This window comes from Actinomyces respiraculi (genome assembly GCF_014595995.2).
Classification (GTDB): domain Bacteria; phylum Actinomycetota; class Actinomycetes; order Actinomycetales; family Actinomycetaceae; genus Actinomyces; species Actinomyces respiraculi.
The window spans coordinates 708,397-723,590 of record NZ_CP063989.1; the positions used below are offsets into that span (position 1 = coordinate 708,397).

At 72.2% G+C, this 15,194-nt stretch carries 11 protein-coding genes; 6 read left to right on the forward strand and 5 right to left on the reverse strand.

Annotation, left to right across the window (positions count from 1 at the left end):
* The first annotated feature begins 96 nt into the window (after positions 1-96).
* Positions 97-1,773: an arginine--tRNA ligase gene (gene argS, locus ID810_RS02895; RefSeq protein WP_166855237.1), complete on the forward strand. Its 1,677-nt coding sequence runs from the start codon at positions 97-99 to the stop codon at positions 1,771-1,773.
* Positions 1,770-3,260 carry a diaminopimelate decarboxylase gene (gene lysA / locus ID810_RS02900; RefSeq protein ID WP_166855236.1) on the forward strand — a complete coding sequence of 497 codons (1,491 nt, stop codon included), beginning with the start codon at positions 1,770-1,772 and terminating at the stop codon, positions 3,258-3,260. Before argS ends, lysA begins: the two co-directional genes overlap by 4 nt.
* A 463-nt stretch (positions 3,261-3,723) precedes the next feature.
* Here the strand turns inward: lysA and ID810_RS02905 are convergent, their stop codons facing one another.
* From ID810_RS02905 to ID810_RS02925, 5 genes are read right to left on the reverse strand one after another with little or no spacing between them, the layout of a single operon-like run.
* A complete protein-coding gene (locus ID810_RS02905; RefSeq protein WP_235931578.1) occupies positions 3,724-5,589 on the reverse strand; it encodes an ABC transporter ATP-binding protein in 1,866 nt (621 codons plus the stop codon).
* Positions 5,586-7,427 (reverse strand): ABC transporter ATP-binding protein, encoded by a 1,842-nt coding sequence (locus ID810_RS02910; RefSeq protein ID WP_166855235.1) that lies wholly within the window; start codon positions 7,425-7,427, stop codon positions 5,586-5,588. The genes ID810_RS02905 and ID810_RS02910 overlap by 4 nt, the downstream gene beginning before the upstream one ends.
* A gap of 41 nt (positions 7,428-7,468) precedes the next feature.
* Positions 7,469-8,242, reverse strand: coding sequence for an energy-coupling factor transporter transmembrane component T (locus ID810_RS02915; RefSeq protein ID WP_166855234.1), 774 nt, complete (start codon positions 8,240-8,242; stop codon positions 7,469-7,471).
* Positions 8,239-10,032 (reverse strand): ABC transporter ATP-binding protein, encoded by a 1,794-nt coding sequence (locus ID810_RS02920; RefSeq protein WP_166855233.1) that lies wholly within the window; start codon positions 10,030-10,032, stop codon positions 8,239-8,241. Before ID810_RS02920 ends, ID810_RS02915 begins: the two co-directional genes overlap by 4 nt.
* Positions 10,029-10,625 carry an ECF transporter S component gene (locus ID810_RS02925; protein ID WP_166855232.1) on the reverse strand — a complete coding sequence of 199 codons (597 nt, stop codon included), beginning with the start codon at positions 10,623-10,625 and terminating at the stop codon, positions 10,029-10,031. Before ID810_RS02925 ends, ID810_RS02920 begins: the two co-directional genes overlap by 4 nt.
* 219 nt (positions 10,626-10,844) lie before the next feature.
* Here ID810_RS02925 and ID810_RS02930 point away from each other — a divergent pair, with 219 nt between their 5' ends.
* From ID810_RS02930 to ID810_RS02945, 4 genes are all read left to right on the forward strand, one after another.
* Positions 10,845-12,185 (forward strand): homoserine dehydrogenase, encoded by a 1,341-nt coding sequence (locus ID810_RS02930; protein WP_166855231.1) that lies wholly within the window; start codon positions 10,845-10,847, stop codon positions 12,183-12,185.
* A complete protein-coding gene (thrB, locus tag ID810_RS02935) occupies positions 12,182-13,087 on the forward strand; it encodes a homoserine kinase (RefSeq protein WP_166855230.1) in 906 nt (301 codons plus the stop codon). Before ID810_RS02930 ends, thrB begins: the two co-directional genes overlap by 4 nt.
* A 107-nt stretch (positions 13,088-13,194) precedes the next feature.
* Positions 13,195-14,379, forward strand: a complete 1,185-nt coding sequence (locus ID810_RS02940; RefSeq protein WP_235931576.1) for a CE1758 family FMN-dependent luciferase-like monooxygenase — start codon at positions 13,195-13,197, stop codon at positions 14,377-14,379.
* Positions 14,376-15,110, forward strand: coding sequence for a CE1759 family FMN reductase (locus ID810_RS02945; protein WP_166855229.1), 735 nt, complete (start codon positions 14,376-14,378; stop codon positions 15,108-15,110). The genes ID810_RS02940 and ID810_RS02945 overlap by 4 nt, the downstream gene beginning before the upstream one ends.
* Positions 15,111-15,194: the final 84 nt, after the last annotated feature.

A 15,194-nucleotide genomic window follows, 5' to 3' on the forward strand; every position in this document is an offset into this window, starting at 1 on the left:
AGCGCCCCCTCACCGGCAGGCGTGCCGGCCTGCGTTGCAACCATCCCTCCCCGGACGCCTCCAATACGTGTCGCACCCCTCCGCTACCCTGGCCCCGTGACCCCCGAAGAGCTCGCCAACGCGATCCGCACCGTCCTTCTCGCCGCCGTCGGCGACGGCACCCTCAACCTCCCCGTCGAGGAGGTGCCCCTGCCCAAGGTCGAGCGCCCGCGCTCGCGCGAGCACGGCGACTGGGCCACGAACGTGGCCATGCGGCTCGCCAAGAAGGCGGGCACCAACCCGCGCGCCCTGGCCGAGCTCCTGCACCCCCGCCTGGCCGCTCTCGACGGCGTCGCCTCCGTCGAGGTCGCAGGTCCCGGCTTCCTCAACATCCGCCTCGACGCCGCCAGCGCCGGCGAGCTGGCCCGCACCATCGTCCAGGCCGGCGAGGCCTACGGGCGCAACGACTCCCTCGCGGGCCAGAGCGTCAACCTCGAGTACGTCTCCGCCAACCCCACCGGCCCGGTCCACCTCGGCGGCGCCCGCTGGGCCGCCGTCGGCGATTCCCTGGCCCGCATCCTCACCGCCTGCGGCGCCCGGGTCACCCGCGAGTACTACTTCAACGACCACGGCACCCAGATCGACCGCTTCGCCCGGTCCCTGCTCGCCGCCGCCCGCGGCGAGGACACCCCCGAGGACGGCTACGGCGGCTCCTACATCGCCGAGATCGCCGCCACCGTCACCGCCGACGAGCTCGCGGCCTCCCGCCCCGCCCCGGCCGGGCTGCCCGACGACGAGGCCACCGAGGTCTTCCGCGCCCGCGGCGTCGACCTCATGTTCGACGCCGTCAAGGCCGAGCTGCACGCCTTCCGCTCCGACTTCGACACCTTCTTCCACGAGGACTCCCTGCACACCTCGGGCGCCGTCTCCCGCGCCATCGAGCGCCTGCGCGAACGCGGCATGATCGAGGAGCGTGACGGCGCCACCTGGCTGCGCACCACCGACTTCGGCGACGACAAGGACCGCGTCCTCATCAAGTCCGACGGCAATGCCGCCTACTTCGCCGCCGACGTCGCCTACTACCTGGACAAGCGCTCGCGCGGCGCCGACTGCGCCATCTACCTGCTGGGCGCGGACCACCACGGCTACATCGGCCGCATGATGGCCATGTGCGCCGCCTTCGGCGACGAGCCCGGCGTCAACATGCAGATCCTCATCGGCCAGCTCGTCAATCTCGTCAAGGACGGCGAGCCCGTGCGCATGTCCAAGCGCGCCGGCACCATCGTCACCCTGGAGGACCTGGTGGGCGCCGTCGGCGTCGACGCCGCCCGCTACTCGCTCGCCCGCGCCTCCATGGACTCGATGATCGACATCGACCTCGACCTGCTGTCCTCGGCCTCCAACGAGAACCCCGTCTACTACGTCCAGTACGCACACGCCCGCACCCGCAACGTCGCCCGCAACGCCGCCGAGCACGCTGTGAGCCGCGAGGCCGGCTTCGAGCCCGCCGCCCTCGACACCCCCGCCGACTCCGCGCTGCTGGCCGCCCTCGCCCGGTTCCCCGCCATCGTCGCCCAGGCGGCGAGCATGCGCGAGCAGCACCGGGTCGCCCGCTACCTCGAGGAGCTGGCCGGCGCCTACCACACCTGGTACGCCGCCACCCGCGTGACCCCGCGTGGCGACGACCCCGTCGACGCCGGTCACGTCGCCCGCCTGTGGCTCAACGACGCCGTCTCCCAGGTGCTCGCCAACGGTCTGGCCCTGCTGGGCGTGAGCGCTCCGGAGCGCATGTGAGCGCCCCCGGTCAGGCTCCCGACGGCGAGCCCGCAGTCCCGTCCGGGGAGGCTCCTCTCGGCAGCCTCGTCGCCCCCGAGCCCGACGAGCGCCCCGACCTGTGGCCCTTCACCGTCCGGCGCGCCCCCGACGGCGCCCTCACCTTCGGCGGACGCCACCTCACCCAGGTGCTCAACGACGCCCCCACCCCCGTCTTCGTCCTCGACGAGGCGGACCTGCGCGGGCGCGCCGCCTCCTGGTCCGCCGCCATGCACGAGGAGTTCTGGCCCGGCTACGGCATGGCCGGAGGCCAGGCCTTCTACGCCGGCAAGGCCTTCCTCACCACCTCCATCGCCCGGTGGGTCCTTGAGGAGGGCATGGGCATCGACACCGCCAGCCGCGGCGAGCTCGCCGTCTCCCTCGCCGCCCTTCAGGACGTCGACGGCGAGGCCGCCACCGCGCACGCCACCCGTCTGGGCCTGCACGGCAACGGCAAGACACAGGCGGAGATCGCCGTCGCCCTCATCCACCGCCTCGGCCACCTCGTCCTGGACTCCCTCGAGGAGGTCGGCCTCGCCGCCCGGGCCGTGCGCGACCTGCGCAACAGCGGTGTCTACGGCCCCGAGGAGCGGGGGCGGGTCATGGTGCGCCTGACCACGGGCGTGCACGCCGGTGGCCACGAGTTCATTGCCACCGCCCACGAGGACCAGAAGTTCGGTCTGTCCGTCCACACCGGCACCGCCCGGCAGGCGATCGACGCGGTCATCGCCGCACCCGAGCTCGAGCTGCACGGCCTGCACTCCCACATCGGCTCCCAGATCATGGACCTGGCCGGCTTCCGGGAGGCCGCCCGCATCGTCCTGCGCCTGCGCCACGAGGTTGCCGCCGACATGGGCGTCCTCGCCCATGAGCTGGACCTGGGTGGCGGCTACGGCATCGCCTACACCGGGGCGGACCCGGTCGCCCCCAGCCCGGCCACGGTCGCCCAGACCCTTGCCGAGACTGTACGGGAGCTGTGCACCGAGCTCGGCGACCCTATCCCGCACGTGTCCATCGAGCCCGGCCGCAGCGTCGCCGGTCCGTCCACGGTCATGCTCTACACGGTCACCGGGCTCAAGCGCGTCGCCCTCGACGCCGGTGCCTCGCGCCTGTACGTGAGCGTCGACGGTGGCATGAGTGACAACATCCGCCCCGCCCTGTACGAGGCCGCCTACACGGCGCTCGTCGCCAACCGCCGCCCGGACCCCGCCGTGGGCGTCACCCGGGCGCGTGTCGTTGGCAAGCACTGCGAGAGCGGCGACGTCGTCGTGCGCGACGTGGACCTGCCCGGGGACCTGGCGGTCGGCGACGTGCTGGCGGTGCCCGCGGTGGGCGCCTACGGGCGCTCCATGGCCAGCAACTACAACATGTTCACCCGCCCCGGTGTTGCCTGGGTGCGTGACGGGCGCCAGGGCTGGGTCCTGCGCCCTGAGACGGTGGAGGACCTCATCGCCCTCGAGGGCGAGTAGCCCCTCCACCGCCCGGTCGCATGGACACCGGCGGGGTGCGTGTCACGCACTCCTAGTCAGAGCGTTTCTCGTTTTCGCGGTTCCGCGGAATCCTGCGGTTTCTACGGTGCCCCAGCGCCCCGGTCAGTACAACTAGGGATGAGTGACACGAGATCGGCAGTAGTACCGGGGGCGTACTAGTACCCATGAGTGTGGGTGTTGCACGCTCATGTGACTGGTGTGATCTGGTGGACTCGGACTTTTCGTTGGTATTTCGGTGATTCTGCCCTGAAGTCGAAAACCGCCTCTGAGGCTCCCATGTGCATGGGCCCTGCTCACGCACATGGGAGCCGAAGCACTCGAGAACACCAAACCTGAAAACCGCAGGATTCCGCGGATTCCGCCGGGCACCGCCGAGCGTGAGCGTGCAGCACCGACAGCGCAGTCCCCGCGGGAACCGACACCACGCCGCAAGACGTGACCGTCAGGCCTCCGGCGTCCCGGAGCCTACGAGCCTCCAGCGGTCCACCGCGCTCTGGTCGTCCCAGAAGCTGCGGTACGTGCCGCCCGCCTCGTAGAGCTCGTCGTGCGTGCCCACGGCCTCAACAGCCCCGTCCACGAGCACGACGATCCGGTCCGCACGGCGGATCGTTGACAGCCGGTGCGCGATGACGAGCACCGTGCGCCCCTGGCTCAGCTCCTCCATCGCCCGGGTCACCCCGGCCTCGCTCACCCCGTCCAGGGCGCTCGTGACCTCGTCGAGCAGCAGCACGGGCGCGTCCTTGAGGAAGGCCCGGGCGATGGCCACGCGCTGGCGCTCACCGCCAGACAGGGAGGAGCCGCCCTCGCCGACCTGGGTCGCCCACCCGTGCGGCAGACGCTCAACCACCTCGCTCAGGCCCGCCCGCTCGGCCGCGGCCCGCACCTCCTCGTCGGTGGCGTCCGCGCGCCCGATGCGCACGTTCTCCTCAATGGTGGTGTCGAAGAGGTAGACGTCTTGGAAGACCATCGAGACCTGCTCCATGAGGTCCTGCGTACGCAGGTCGCGCACGTCCTCGCCGCCCACGCGCACCGTCCCGCTCGAGACGTCCCAGAAGCGGGCCACGAGCCGGGTGAGCGTCGACTTGCCGGAGCCGGAGGGGCCCACGAGGGCGGTGACCGAGCGGGCCGGGAAGGTGAGGGTGACGTCGTGGATGACGTCACGGCCCGGAACGTAGCCAAAGGTCACGTGATCCAGGCTCACCTCCAGCCCACCGTCTGCGCTTGGCCGGGGTGAGGCCACCCGCTCCTGCGCGGGCTCGGGCAGGGCGGGAGCGTCAAGGATCGACTCGATCCGCTCCAGGGCGACGTCGGACTGGTGCAGGGGGTCGACGTAGAAGGCGAGCATGCCCACCGGCTCGGCGAAGCGGATGACCATGAGGGCCAGGGTGATGAAGACGGCCGGGTCGAGGGCCCCTCCCAGCAGCAGGTACAGGCCCACCGTCAGGCTGGCGACGATGCCGGTCTCCACCCAGGTGTGGAAGGCCTGCCCCGCCGGCCCCTTGGCGCTCTGGGCCCGGCCCGACGCCACGTGGTCCTCCCGCAGGGCCGCCTCCAGCGGCGCCCACGTGCCGCCAGTACTGCCGACGCCGCCGCCCGTGCTGGCGCCGTCGGCCACCTCACTGCCGCCGACGCTGGAACTACTGCCAACGCCGTCGGCCACCTTCGCACTGACGCCGCTGCTGACCGCGCCCGTGGCGCGCAGGACCGCCTGGAGCCGGCTGAACTCCAGCAGGCGGGCCCCCAGCGTCTCGGCGGCGGCCTGAGAGATGGCGAACTCGCCGCGCACCGCCCGCCTGAGCCAACGCAGGCAGAGCAGGGTGCCGGGCAGGGCCAGCAGGAGCGCAATCCCCATCCGCCACTCCATGAACAGGGCGCTGACGCCGATGACCGCCGCACTGCCGCTCATGGAGGCGATCTGGGGCAAGGCGATGGACGGCAGGTGAGACAAGTTGGCCGTGTCGCGTGAGACGGCGGTGGCGACCTGTCCGGTGGTGGCGGAGGTGAACCACCCCAGGGGCAGTTGCTGGACCCGGTGGCCCAGGGTACGCACGAGGCTGCCACACACGTCGTAACAGGCGACGGCGTAGGAGCGCACCGTGGCCACGCCGGAGATGGTGAGCCCGAGCAGGGCGGTGATGACGACGGCGGCCAGCCACCCGCCGCTGGGCTCACCCGCCAGGAAGGCGCGCAGGAAGGGCACGAGGAGCACGAGGCTCACGCCCTGACACACACCCGCGATGACGTGGGCCACCATAAGAGGCACGAGGTTGCTGCTGGTGCCCAGGCACCGCTGAAGACGACGGATCACTGCTGTGCCCTCCACATCTTGGCATAGAGGCCGCCCTGTGCGAGCAGCCCGGTGTGCGTGCCGCGCTCAACGAGGCGGCCGTGGTCCATGACGAGGACCTGGTCGGCGTCCACGATCGTGGACAGGCGGTGCGCGATGACCAGGACGGTGCGCCCGGCCGCGAGCCTCGCCAGCGCCTGCTGGATCTCGCGCTCGGAGTGGGCGTCCGCCTGGGCGGTGGCCTCGTCCAGCAGGAGGACGGGGGTGTCGGCGAGGAACACGCGGGCCAGGGCGATGCGCTGACGCTCCCCGCCGGACAGGTGCGCGCCCTCGGAGCCCAGGACCGTGTCGTAGCCGTCGGGCAGCGCCAGGACCCGCTCATGGATCCGGGCGACGCGGGCGGCGGCCTCCACCTCGGCGTCGGTGGCGCCGGGGCGTCCCAGGGCGATGTTGGCGCGCACGGTGTCCGCCAGGGTCCCGCCCTCCTGAAGGACCAGACCCAGGTGGGACAGCAGCTCGGCGCTGGAGATCTCGCGCACGTCCGTGCCGCCGATGCGCACGCTGCCGGACTCGACGTCCCAGAACCGGGCGATGAGCCGCACGAGGGTGCTCTTGCCCGAGCCCGAGGGGCCAACGACGGCGGTGACGGTGCCCGGCTCCAGGCGCAGGCTCACGTCCTCCACGGCCAAGGGCAGGGGGTCCTCACCGTCGCGAGCTCCGTAGCGGAAGGACACGTGATCCAGCTCGACGCTCACACCGCCGTCGGCGTCCCGGCGGATCGGGGCGGGCTGCTCGGGCTCAGCCAGGACCGGCTCAGACAGGAGGGCGCCGAGCCGGCCGGCGGCCTCGACACCGAGCGTCACCTGGTTGGCCAGCATGAGGAGGTTGAGCAGTCCGCTGGGCAGGCCGAGACCCACCAGGAGGAAGGGCAGGAGGTCCACGGGACGCAGCACCCCGAGCCCGGCCAGCCACGTCCCGGCGAGCAGGACCGGCACGAGCATCCCGGCGGGGGAGACGAGGGCCCCGAGCAGGGCAATCGGCCTGCCGGGTCCCTTCATGTAGCGGTAGGCGGCGTCCGTGTACTGGTCAAGGGCGTCGTCGAAGCGGCGGAAGACGGTCCCGGCCAAGCCGAAAGCCTTGACGGTGGCGATGCCATCCACCATCTCCACCGTGGAGGAGCCGACCCTCTTCATCCCCTCGAGGTAGTCCTCGTTGACGGTCCCCTGGGCCAGGGCCATCGCCGCCGCCGTGAAGACCAGGAGCAGAACCACCCACACCAGCAGGACGGTGGCCAGCTGCCACGAACGGGTGAACAGGTAGGCGAAGCCCAGGACGATCCCGCCCACGGCCGCACCCAGGTCAGTGCCGAAGTGGGCGATGAGCGAGTGGATGGCGGTGGTGTCCTCGGTGATGAGCACCTTGGTGCGCCCCGAGGACTCATTGGTGTGCCAGCCCAGGGGCAGGCGTGACAGGTGCCGGGCGATTGTCAGGCGCAGCTCGGTGCGGAAGGCACTCTCGACGATGTGCGCCCAGCTGGTGGAGGACATCCCGATGAGATGCCCCAGGGTCAGGCCGACGACGACGGCGCCCAGCCACAACCAGGCGGCACGCGGTGTGAGCGTGCCGGCGACGGCCCCCTCGGCCAGCGCGGTGACCGCGATGGCGGGCAGGAGGGAGAAGCCGGCGGCGATGACGCCGGCCAGTGCCGTCAGGGCGATCTTGCCGCTGACGGGGGCCAGGACCCGTCTCAGGGTGATGGGCGGCGCGGTGGGCTCACCGGGCTCACCACCGCCCGGTGTCTGCGGACGGGGTTCGGCTGAGGGCGCGCGCGTGACGTCGTCGACGCGGGTGGTGGTCATGGTGTCTCCCGGGTTCAGGGTTCGGGTGGCTGCTAGATGTCCTAGATGTCGTGAAGCACGAGGCCGCCGTCGGCGAAGGTCAGAGCCAGCCAGGTGGCCAGGGCCCAGCCGGCCAGGACGAGGACGGTGTCGCGCCGGCGCCAGCGCGGCGGGTGGCGCTCGGTACGCACGCGGTAGGCGCCGAAGCCGCGCGCATCCATGGAGGCCGCCACCCGCTCGGCGTGGCGCACGGCCCCCGCGGTCACGGCCGGCCCGGCGGTGACCGCCCGCACGAGGGGCCGCAGCACCGGCAGGGGCGCGCGGGTGCCGCGCAGGGCGTGCGCCTCCTTGACGGCCCGGTACTCGGCGGCCAGGCGCTGGCGGAAGCTGATGGCGGCGACACCCGCATAGGCGACGCGGTAGGGCACGCGCAGGTGGGTGGTCAGGGCGCGTAGCAGGTCCTCGGGGCGCGAGAGCAGGCCCGTGAGCACGCACAGGGACATGACCGAGCCGAGCTTGGCGCCCAGGCGCACACCGGCGAGCAGCTGGTTGCGCTGCAACTCGAAGGTCCCCAGGGCGAGCACGGTCTCGGAGGCGCCCACCCGCTCAATGGGGGCGCTGGCCGCCAAGGACGATCCGATGAGCAGCGCGATCGTGAGGACGATGAGCGCGGCGAGGCTGCCGCGGCGCAGGTCCGCCACGATGAGCAGGAGCGTGCCCACCGCCAGGACGAGAACCGGCAGCTGGGGTGTGGCCGTGAGGGCGGTGACCACCATGAGGGGCACCAGGGCGGCGAAGGGCGACAGCGGGTCGAAGCCGGTGGGGTGTGGGTTCACGGCAGGTCCTCCCACCGGGTCAGTGGGGGCAGGGATGCGCCCGTCGCGAGGGCGAGCGCTCGCATGCGCGCCAGTGGCGGGGGCGTGAGGCCGGCGCGCTCAAGCAGGTCGGCCTCACCCAGGATCTCCTCGGGGTCGCCCTGGGCCAGGACCTTGCCGTCGGACAGGACGAGAACGCTGTCGGCGTGCTCGGCGACGAGTCCCATGTCATGAGTAGTGAGCACGACGGCGGTACCCTCGTCGGCGATGGAGCGCAGCAGTGCCATGAGGGCGTCGCAGCTGTGGTGGTCCTGCCCGAAGGTGGGCTCGTCGAGGCAGATGAGGTCCCGACGCCGGCCCAGGACCGAGGCCACTGACAGGCGCCTCTGTTGGCCGCCGGAGAGCAGGAAGGGGCTGATCTCGGCGTGGTCGGTCAGGCCGAAGCGCTCCAGGCGCTCGCTGACCGAGCGCTGCACCTCCTGCTCGTCGGCGCCCGCCAGGCGCAGGCCGTGGGCGAGCTCGTCGGCCACGGTGCGCTCGAGGAGCTGGTGCTCGGGGTTCTGGGTGACGAGGGTGACCTCCTCTGCGCTCACGCCCGGGCGGCGCTCGCGGCCGGCGACCGTGACGCTGCCGCGGGTCCAGGGCTCGAGTCCGGCCAGGGCGCGCATGAGGGTGGTCTTGCCCGAGCCGTTGGCCCCGGTGACGGCGAGGATCCGGCCGGGTTCGAGAGTGAGGTTGATACCGCTCAGGACTGTCCGACGGCGTCGCCGCCGTCCGCGTGGGACGTCGAGGTCGCGGACCTCCAGGGCCGGGGGAGTGGGGGTGGGCGGGCCGGTTTGGCCGGTCGTGTCTGAGGGGGTGGGTTGGCCGGGGGGTGTGGCCGAGCTCGCGGAGACGGCCGGGCGCGGTGGGGGCTGGGGCAGGTGGGCCGAGGCCAGCAGGCGGGCGCCGTCGGCCAGCGTGAGCGGGACGGTGGCGCCGTCAACACCGTCCTCCCCAGCCGGGCCGACGGGCGCGGTGAGCCCGGCGTCCTCGAGCCGGTGGCCCAGGCGGGTGGCCGACGGCAGGCGCACCCCGGTGCGGGCGACCGCGCGCCCGTGCTGGGCGAGGACCTGGCGGGTGGGGCCGTACGCGAGGGTGTCGCCGTTGGGACCCAGGGCGATGACGTGGGTGACGTGCTCGATGACGTCGTCGAGGTCGTGCTCGACGACGAGGACGGCCGCTCCGTGGGCCTGGATGCGGGGCAGGAGCCGGTAGAAGGCGGTGGTGGCGGCCGGGTCGAGGTTGGCGGTGGGCTCGTCCAGGATGAGCAGGGCCGGTGCCTGGGCCAGCGCGCAGGCGAGCACGAGTCGCTGGCGCTGCCCGCCGGACAGCTCCCAGGGACTCGTCGCCTCCAAGCCGGACAGGCCGACGTCGGCCAGGGCGCGCAGGGCCCGCGGCTCGATCTCCGCGGCGGGTACGCACAGGTTCTCCAGGGCGTAGCACACCTCGTCCAGGACGCGAGTGGTCACGACCTGGGCGTCGGGGTCCTGCATGACGATGGCGACGGTGCCGGCCAGGTGGGAGACCTCGGCGTCGGCGACCTCCTGCCCGCCCACCCGCACCGAGCCGCGGTAGGCCGAGGGCAGGCAGTGGGGCACGAGCCCGGGCAGGAGCCGGGCGAGGGTGGACTTGCCGCAGCCGGAGGGGCCCAGAAGAAGAGTCGTCGTGCCCGGGTGCAGGGTGAGGGTGGCGCCCTGGGGGACCCAGCTGGTGGTGCGGGCGTACTGGACGGCGGCGTCCTGGAGGGTGGCGACGGCGGCGGCGCTCATCGGGAGACGGCCAGCCCTGTGCGCTCCAGGGCCCGGCGCAGCAGCAGGCACACGCCCACGGCGGCCCAGCAGGACAGGATCGCCAGGATGATGCCGATGATGGTCTCCTGGGTGGTCAGGGCGATGTGGAAGCCCGCCGAGTACATCGAGGCGTTGAAGCCGCCGAAGACGACGCCGGAGAGCAGGTAGACCCACCAGGTCCAGCGCCGGTAGAGGAAGAGGGCGACGGGGATCCCGACGAGGAGGGAGCCGATGATGTTGCCGAGGATGGCGGCGGGGCCCTGCGGGGTGAGGAAGGCCGAGATGATGCCCATGACGAGTCCGGAGATGACGAAGGCCCCGGGCTTGTTGACCAGGACGCCGGGCAGCAGGTACGGCACCATCCAGGCGCCCATGAGGGCGCTCATGATGAGGATGCCGCGAGGGTTGACGGCGACGATGATGGACAGGTACGTCAGGGGCACGACCAGCAGGGAGCCGACGACGCCGAGGGCGGCCACCGTCATGAGGTTGCGGGTGCCCAGGACGGAGTCGCGCAGCCCGGAGCGGGCGGAGGTGCGGATGGTGGTCGGGGCTTCGGGAGTGGTGCTCATAGGGACCTCGGGTAGGTGGGTTGTCGGTCGGGGTGGCATGAACGACGTCGAGACACCCGTGACGCAGGATAGGCGCACCTAAGATAAGAGCGGTTCTCAGTAGTGGTCAAGCGCTGTCCCCACAGGGCCCGCCGTGGCGCCGGGACGCCCGCGCGGCACCCGTGCGGCCCCGTCTATGCTGACCCCGCCCCGCCCGCCGCACGAGAACAAGGTGGTCCCATGACCCAGCAGGCTCCGCCCGCAGCCCCCGCCTCCCCGTCCTCACGTCCCGTCCTCAAGGTCGGCGTCCTCGGCTCCGGAACTGTTGGTACGCAGGTCGTGCGCCTGCTGGGCGAGCAGGCGGAGGAGTTCGCCGCCCGCAGCGGCGCCCGCCTGGAGGTCACCGGCATCGCCGTGCGCGACCTCGCGGCCCCCCGCGACCCGGCTGTGCCGCGCGAGCTGCTGACCGACGACGCCACCGCCGTCGCCACCAGCAACGACATCGTCATCGAGCTCATCGGCGGAATCGAGCCCGCCCGCACCCTCATCCTCGCGGCCTTCAGGGCCGGCGCCTCGGTCATCACCGGCAACAAGGCCCTCATCGCCGCCCACGGACCCGAGCTCTACGCCGCCGCTGCCGCCGCCGACGTCGACTTCTACTACGAGGCGGCCGTTGCCGGCGCCATCCCCGTCGTCTACGCGCTGCGCGAGTCCATGGCGGGCGACCGCGTCACCAGCGTTCTCGGCATCGTCAACGGCACCACCAACTACATCCTCGATGAGATGAGCACGAAGGGGCTGAGCTTCGAGGATGCCCTGGCCACCGCCCAGGAGCTCGGCTACGCCGAGGCCGACCCCACCGCCGACGTCGACGGCCTCGACGCCGCCGCCAAGGCCGCCATTATCGCCTCCCTCGCCTTCCACACCCGCGTCGGCATCGACGACGTCCTCGTCGAGGGCATCCGCTCCATCACCGCCGAGGACATCCGCGAGGCACACGCCTCAGGCTGCGAGCTCAAGCTGCTGGCCATCGCCCAGCGCGTGGCCCTGGACGACGCGGCCGAGGGCGTGAGCGTGCGCGTCCACCCGGCGCTCGTGCCCGCCGACCACCCGCTGGCCAGCGTCCACGGCGCCTTCAACGCCGTCCTCGTCGAGGCCGAGTCCGCCGGCCGGCTCATGTTCTACGGCAAGGGGGCCGGTGGTGCCCCCACCGCCTCCGCCGTCCTGTCCGACGTCGTGGCCGCTGCCGCGCACCGCGTCAACGGAGGCCAGGCGCCGCGCGAGTCCTCCTACGCCGACCTGCCGGTGCTCGGCCCCGAGGCCGCCATCACCCGTTACCAGATCCAGCTGCGCGTGGACGACCAGCCGGGCTCGCTGGCCGCGGTGGCCACCGCCTTCGCCGCCAATGCCGTCTCCATCGACTCGGTGCGCCAGAGCGCCTACGTCGGCGGGGACCAGGCGGTTGTCACCATCGTCACCCACCCGGCTGCCGTCAAGCGCCTCAACGCCGCTGTTGAGGCCCTGCGCTCCCAGGAGCGCGTCCTCGCCGTCGTCTCGATCCAGCGTGTGGAGGGGGAGTGAGCGTCCGCCTGTCGCACGAGTCCGCCGCGGTGCGGGTGCCCGCCACCACCGCGAACATGGGGCCCGGCTTCGACTCCTTCGGGATGGCCTTCCGCTACTACGACGAGGTCAGCGTCCGGCCGGTCACCGGCCCGACGGTGGTGACCGTCGAAGGTGTGGGCGTCGGCGTCGTTCCTACGGATGACTCCAACCTTGTGGTCCGGGCCCTGCGTGCCGGGCTGGACGCCGTCGGAGCCCCCCAGGCGGGCTTCGAGGTGCACTGCGTTAACCGCATCCCCCACGGTGGTGGAATGGGCTCCTCCGCGTGCGCCGCCGTCGCCGGGCTCATGTTGGCCCGAGGACTGATCAACGATCCCGAGCTGCTGGACGACGACCTCATCCTCCAGCTCGCCACCGGCTTCGAGGGGCACCCGGACAATGTGGCGCCCGCGGTCTACGGCGGCGCCACCGTCGCCTGGACGGAGGAGGACGGCAGGGCCCGCGTCGCCCCGATGCCGGTGGATGCCACCTTGCCGGTGAGCCTGCTCGTGCCGCCGTCGAGGACGCGGCTGTCCACGGAGGAGGCCCGCAAGGTCCTGCCGGATTCGGTGCCACGCGCGGACGCGCTGTTCAACACCTCGCGGGCGGCGGTGCTCATGCTCGCCCTGGCGGGCCGTCCCGACCTGCTCATGGCGGGCACGCAGGACCGCCTGCACCAGGAGTACCGGCGCTCCGTCCTGCCGGACTCGATGGCGGTCATGGACTCCCTGCGCGAGCAGGGCTACCCGGCGGTGATCTCGGGGGCGGGGCCGACGGTGCTCGTGCTCGCCGACCTGTCGCAGGAGACGCGCTTCACCCTCCAGCGCCACGGGTGGACCGTGCTGCGCCCGGGCATTGACCTGGAGGGGGCTGTGCTCGTCTAAGAGGCGGGCTTGTGCGGGGGCTGGGCATAGGACTGGCCTCACACCAAAGTAGTTCACATTTCAATCGAACTGGCCTATAGTCGCCTCACCGCAAAGAGAGGCGACTGATGAATACCGCGCAGCGCACCACCCCGCACAAGATGCACTTCGGCATCTTCACCGTCGGCGACATCACCCCCGACCCCGCCACCGGCCGCGCGCCGAGCGAGCACGAGCGCATCCACCGCACGGTCGAGATGGCCGTGGCTGCTGAGCGGGCGGGCCTCGACTTCTTCGCCACCGGAGAGCACCACAACCCGCCCTTCGTCCCCTCCAGCCCCGCCGCCCTGCTCGGCCACATCGCCGCCCGCACCACCACCCTGCTGCTGTCGACGGCCACCACCCTCATCACCACCAACGACCCCGTCGGCCTCGCCGAGGAGTACGCCTACGTCCAGCACCTGGCCGACGGGCGCCTCGACCTCATGATGGGCCGCGGCAACACCGGCCCCGTCTACCCCTGGTTCGGCAAGGACATCCGCAAGGGCATCGAGCTCGCCGTCGAGAACTACGACCTGCTGCGCACCCTGTGGGAGCGCACCAACGTCGACTGGGAGGGCGAGTTCCGCACCCCGCTCACCGACTTCACCTCCATGCCCAGGCCCCTGGACGGCACCGCGCCCTTCGTCTGGCACGGCTCCATCCGCAGCCCCCAGATCGCCGAGCAGGCCGCCTACTACGGCGACGGCTTCTTCCACAACAACATCTTCTGGCCCGCCGACCACGTGAGGCAGATGGTCGAGCTCTACCGCCGGCGCTTCGAGCACTACGGGCACGGCGCCGCCGAGCAGGCCTATGTCGGCCTCGGCGGCCAGCTCTTCATGGCCTCCACCGAGAAGGAGGCCCTCGAGCGCTACGCGCCCTACTTCCACAACACCTACGTCTACCAGGGGGCCTCCCTGGAGGAGATGACCACCCACACCCCCCTCGCCGTCGGCACCCCGGAGCAGGTGGTCGAGAAGTACTTGCGGTACACCGAGATCGTCGGTCCCTACCAGCGCCAGGCCTTCGTCCTCGACATGGGAGGCGTGCCCCACGAGGAGGTCCTGAACCAGATCGCGCTGCTGGGCAGCGAGGTCGTCCCCGCCCTGCGCGCCGAGCTCGAGGGCCCCGCGCGCCCCGCCGTCGTCCCCGACGCGCCCCTCCACCCGCGCCACCGCGCCATCCTCACCGGCGAGCCCCAGCCCGCCGAGGAGCCCTTTGCTCTCGCCGCCACCTACGACCCGCTCACCGGACGGAAGGCCCACGCATGACCGAGACCACGCGGACCGAGGCGAGCGCGGGGCCTGTCAGCGCCCCCGCCTACGCCGACGGCGCCGACGCCTACGACCACACCCAGATGGGGCGCTTCGCCCACCTCGTGACTCTCCACGCGGGCGTGTCGACCCCCTCGACCTCGCAGATGCTCGCCGAGCGCCTGGCCGCCGCCACGCGCACCGCCCTCGAGGGCGCCTCGCGTCTGGCCACGGTCACCCCCATTGCCCTCAGGCCGCTTGCCGCCGACATCGCCCTGGCCAGCGTTGGCGGGCCCATGAGCGGGGCCCTGCGCGAGGCCGTCGACGCGCTCGGAGAGGCCGACGGCGTCATCGCCGTCAGCCCCGTCTTCCAGGCCTCCTACTCCGGCCTGTTCAAGTCCTTCTTCGACATCCTGCCCGACGGGACCCTACGTGGAGCGCCCGTCCTCATGGGTGCCACTGCGGGCACCGCCCGCCACTCGCTCGTCACCGAGAGCGCCATGCGCCCGCTCTTCGCCCACCTCAAGGCCGTGCCGACGACGCTCGCCGTCTTCACCGCCAGTGAGGACTTCGGTGCCGCCTGGAGCGAGGGTGGTGCGGGCCGCGACGGCACCGTGCCTCTGGCCGAGCGCATCGCCCGGGCGGGGGAGGAGCTGGCCGGCTACATCGACCGCTTCCCGCGCCAGGCGCCGGTGGACGCCATGAGCGACTTCACCCCCATGGACTCCCTCCTGGGCCGCCGCCGCTGACAGCGCTGTCGCGCCGTCGGCGCCGCCCTGGGGTGCCAGCAGGGTGCCACTGGCTGCTACAGTGACACCAACGGCCCTGCGGAT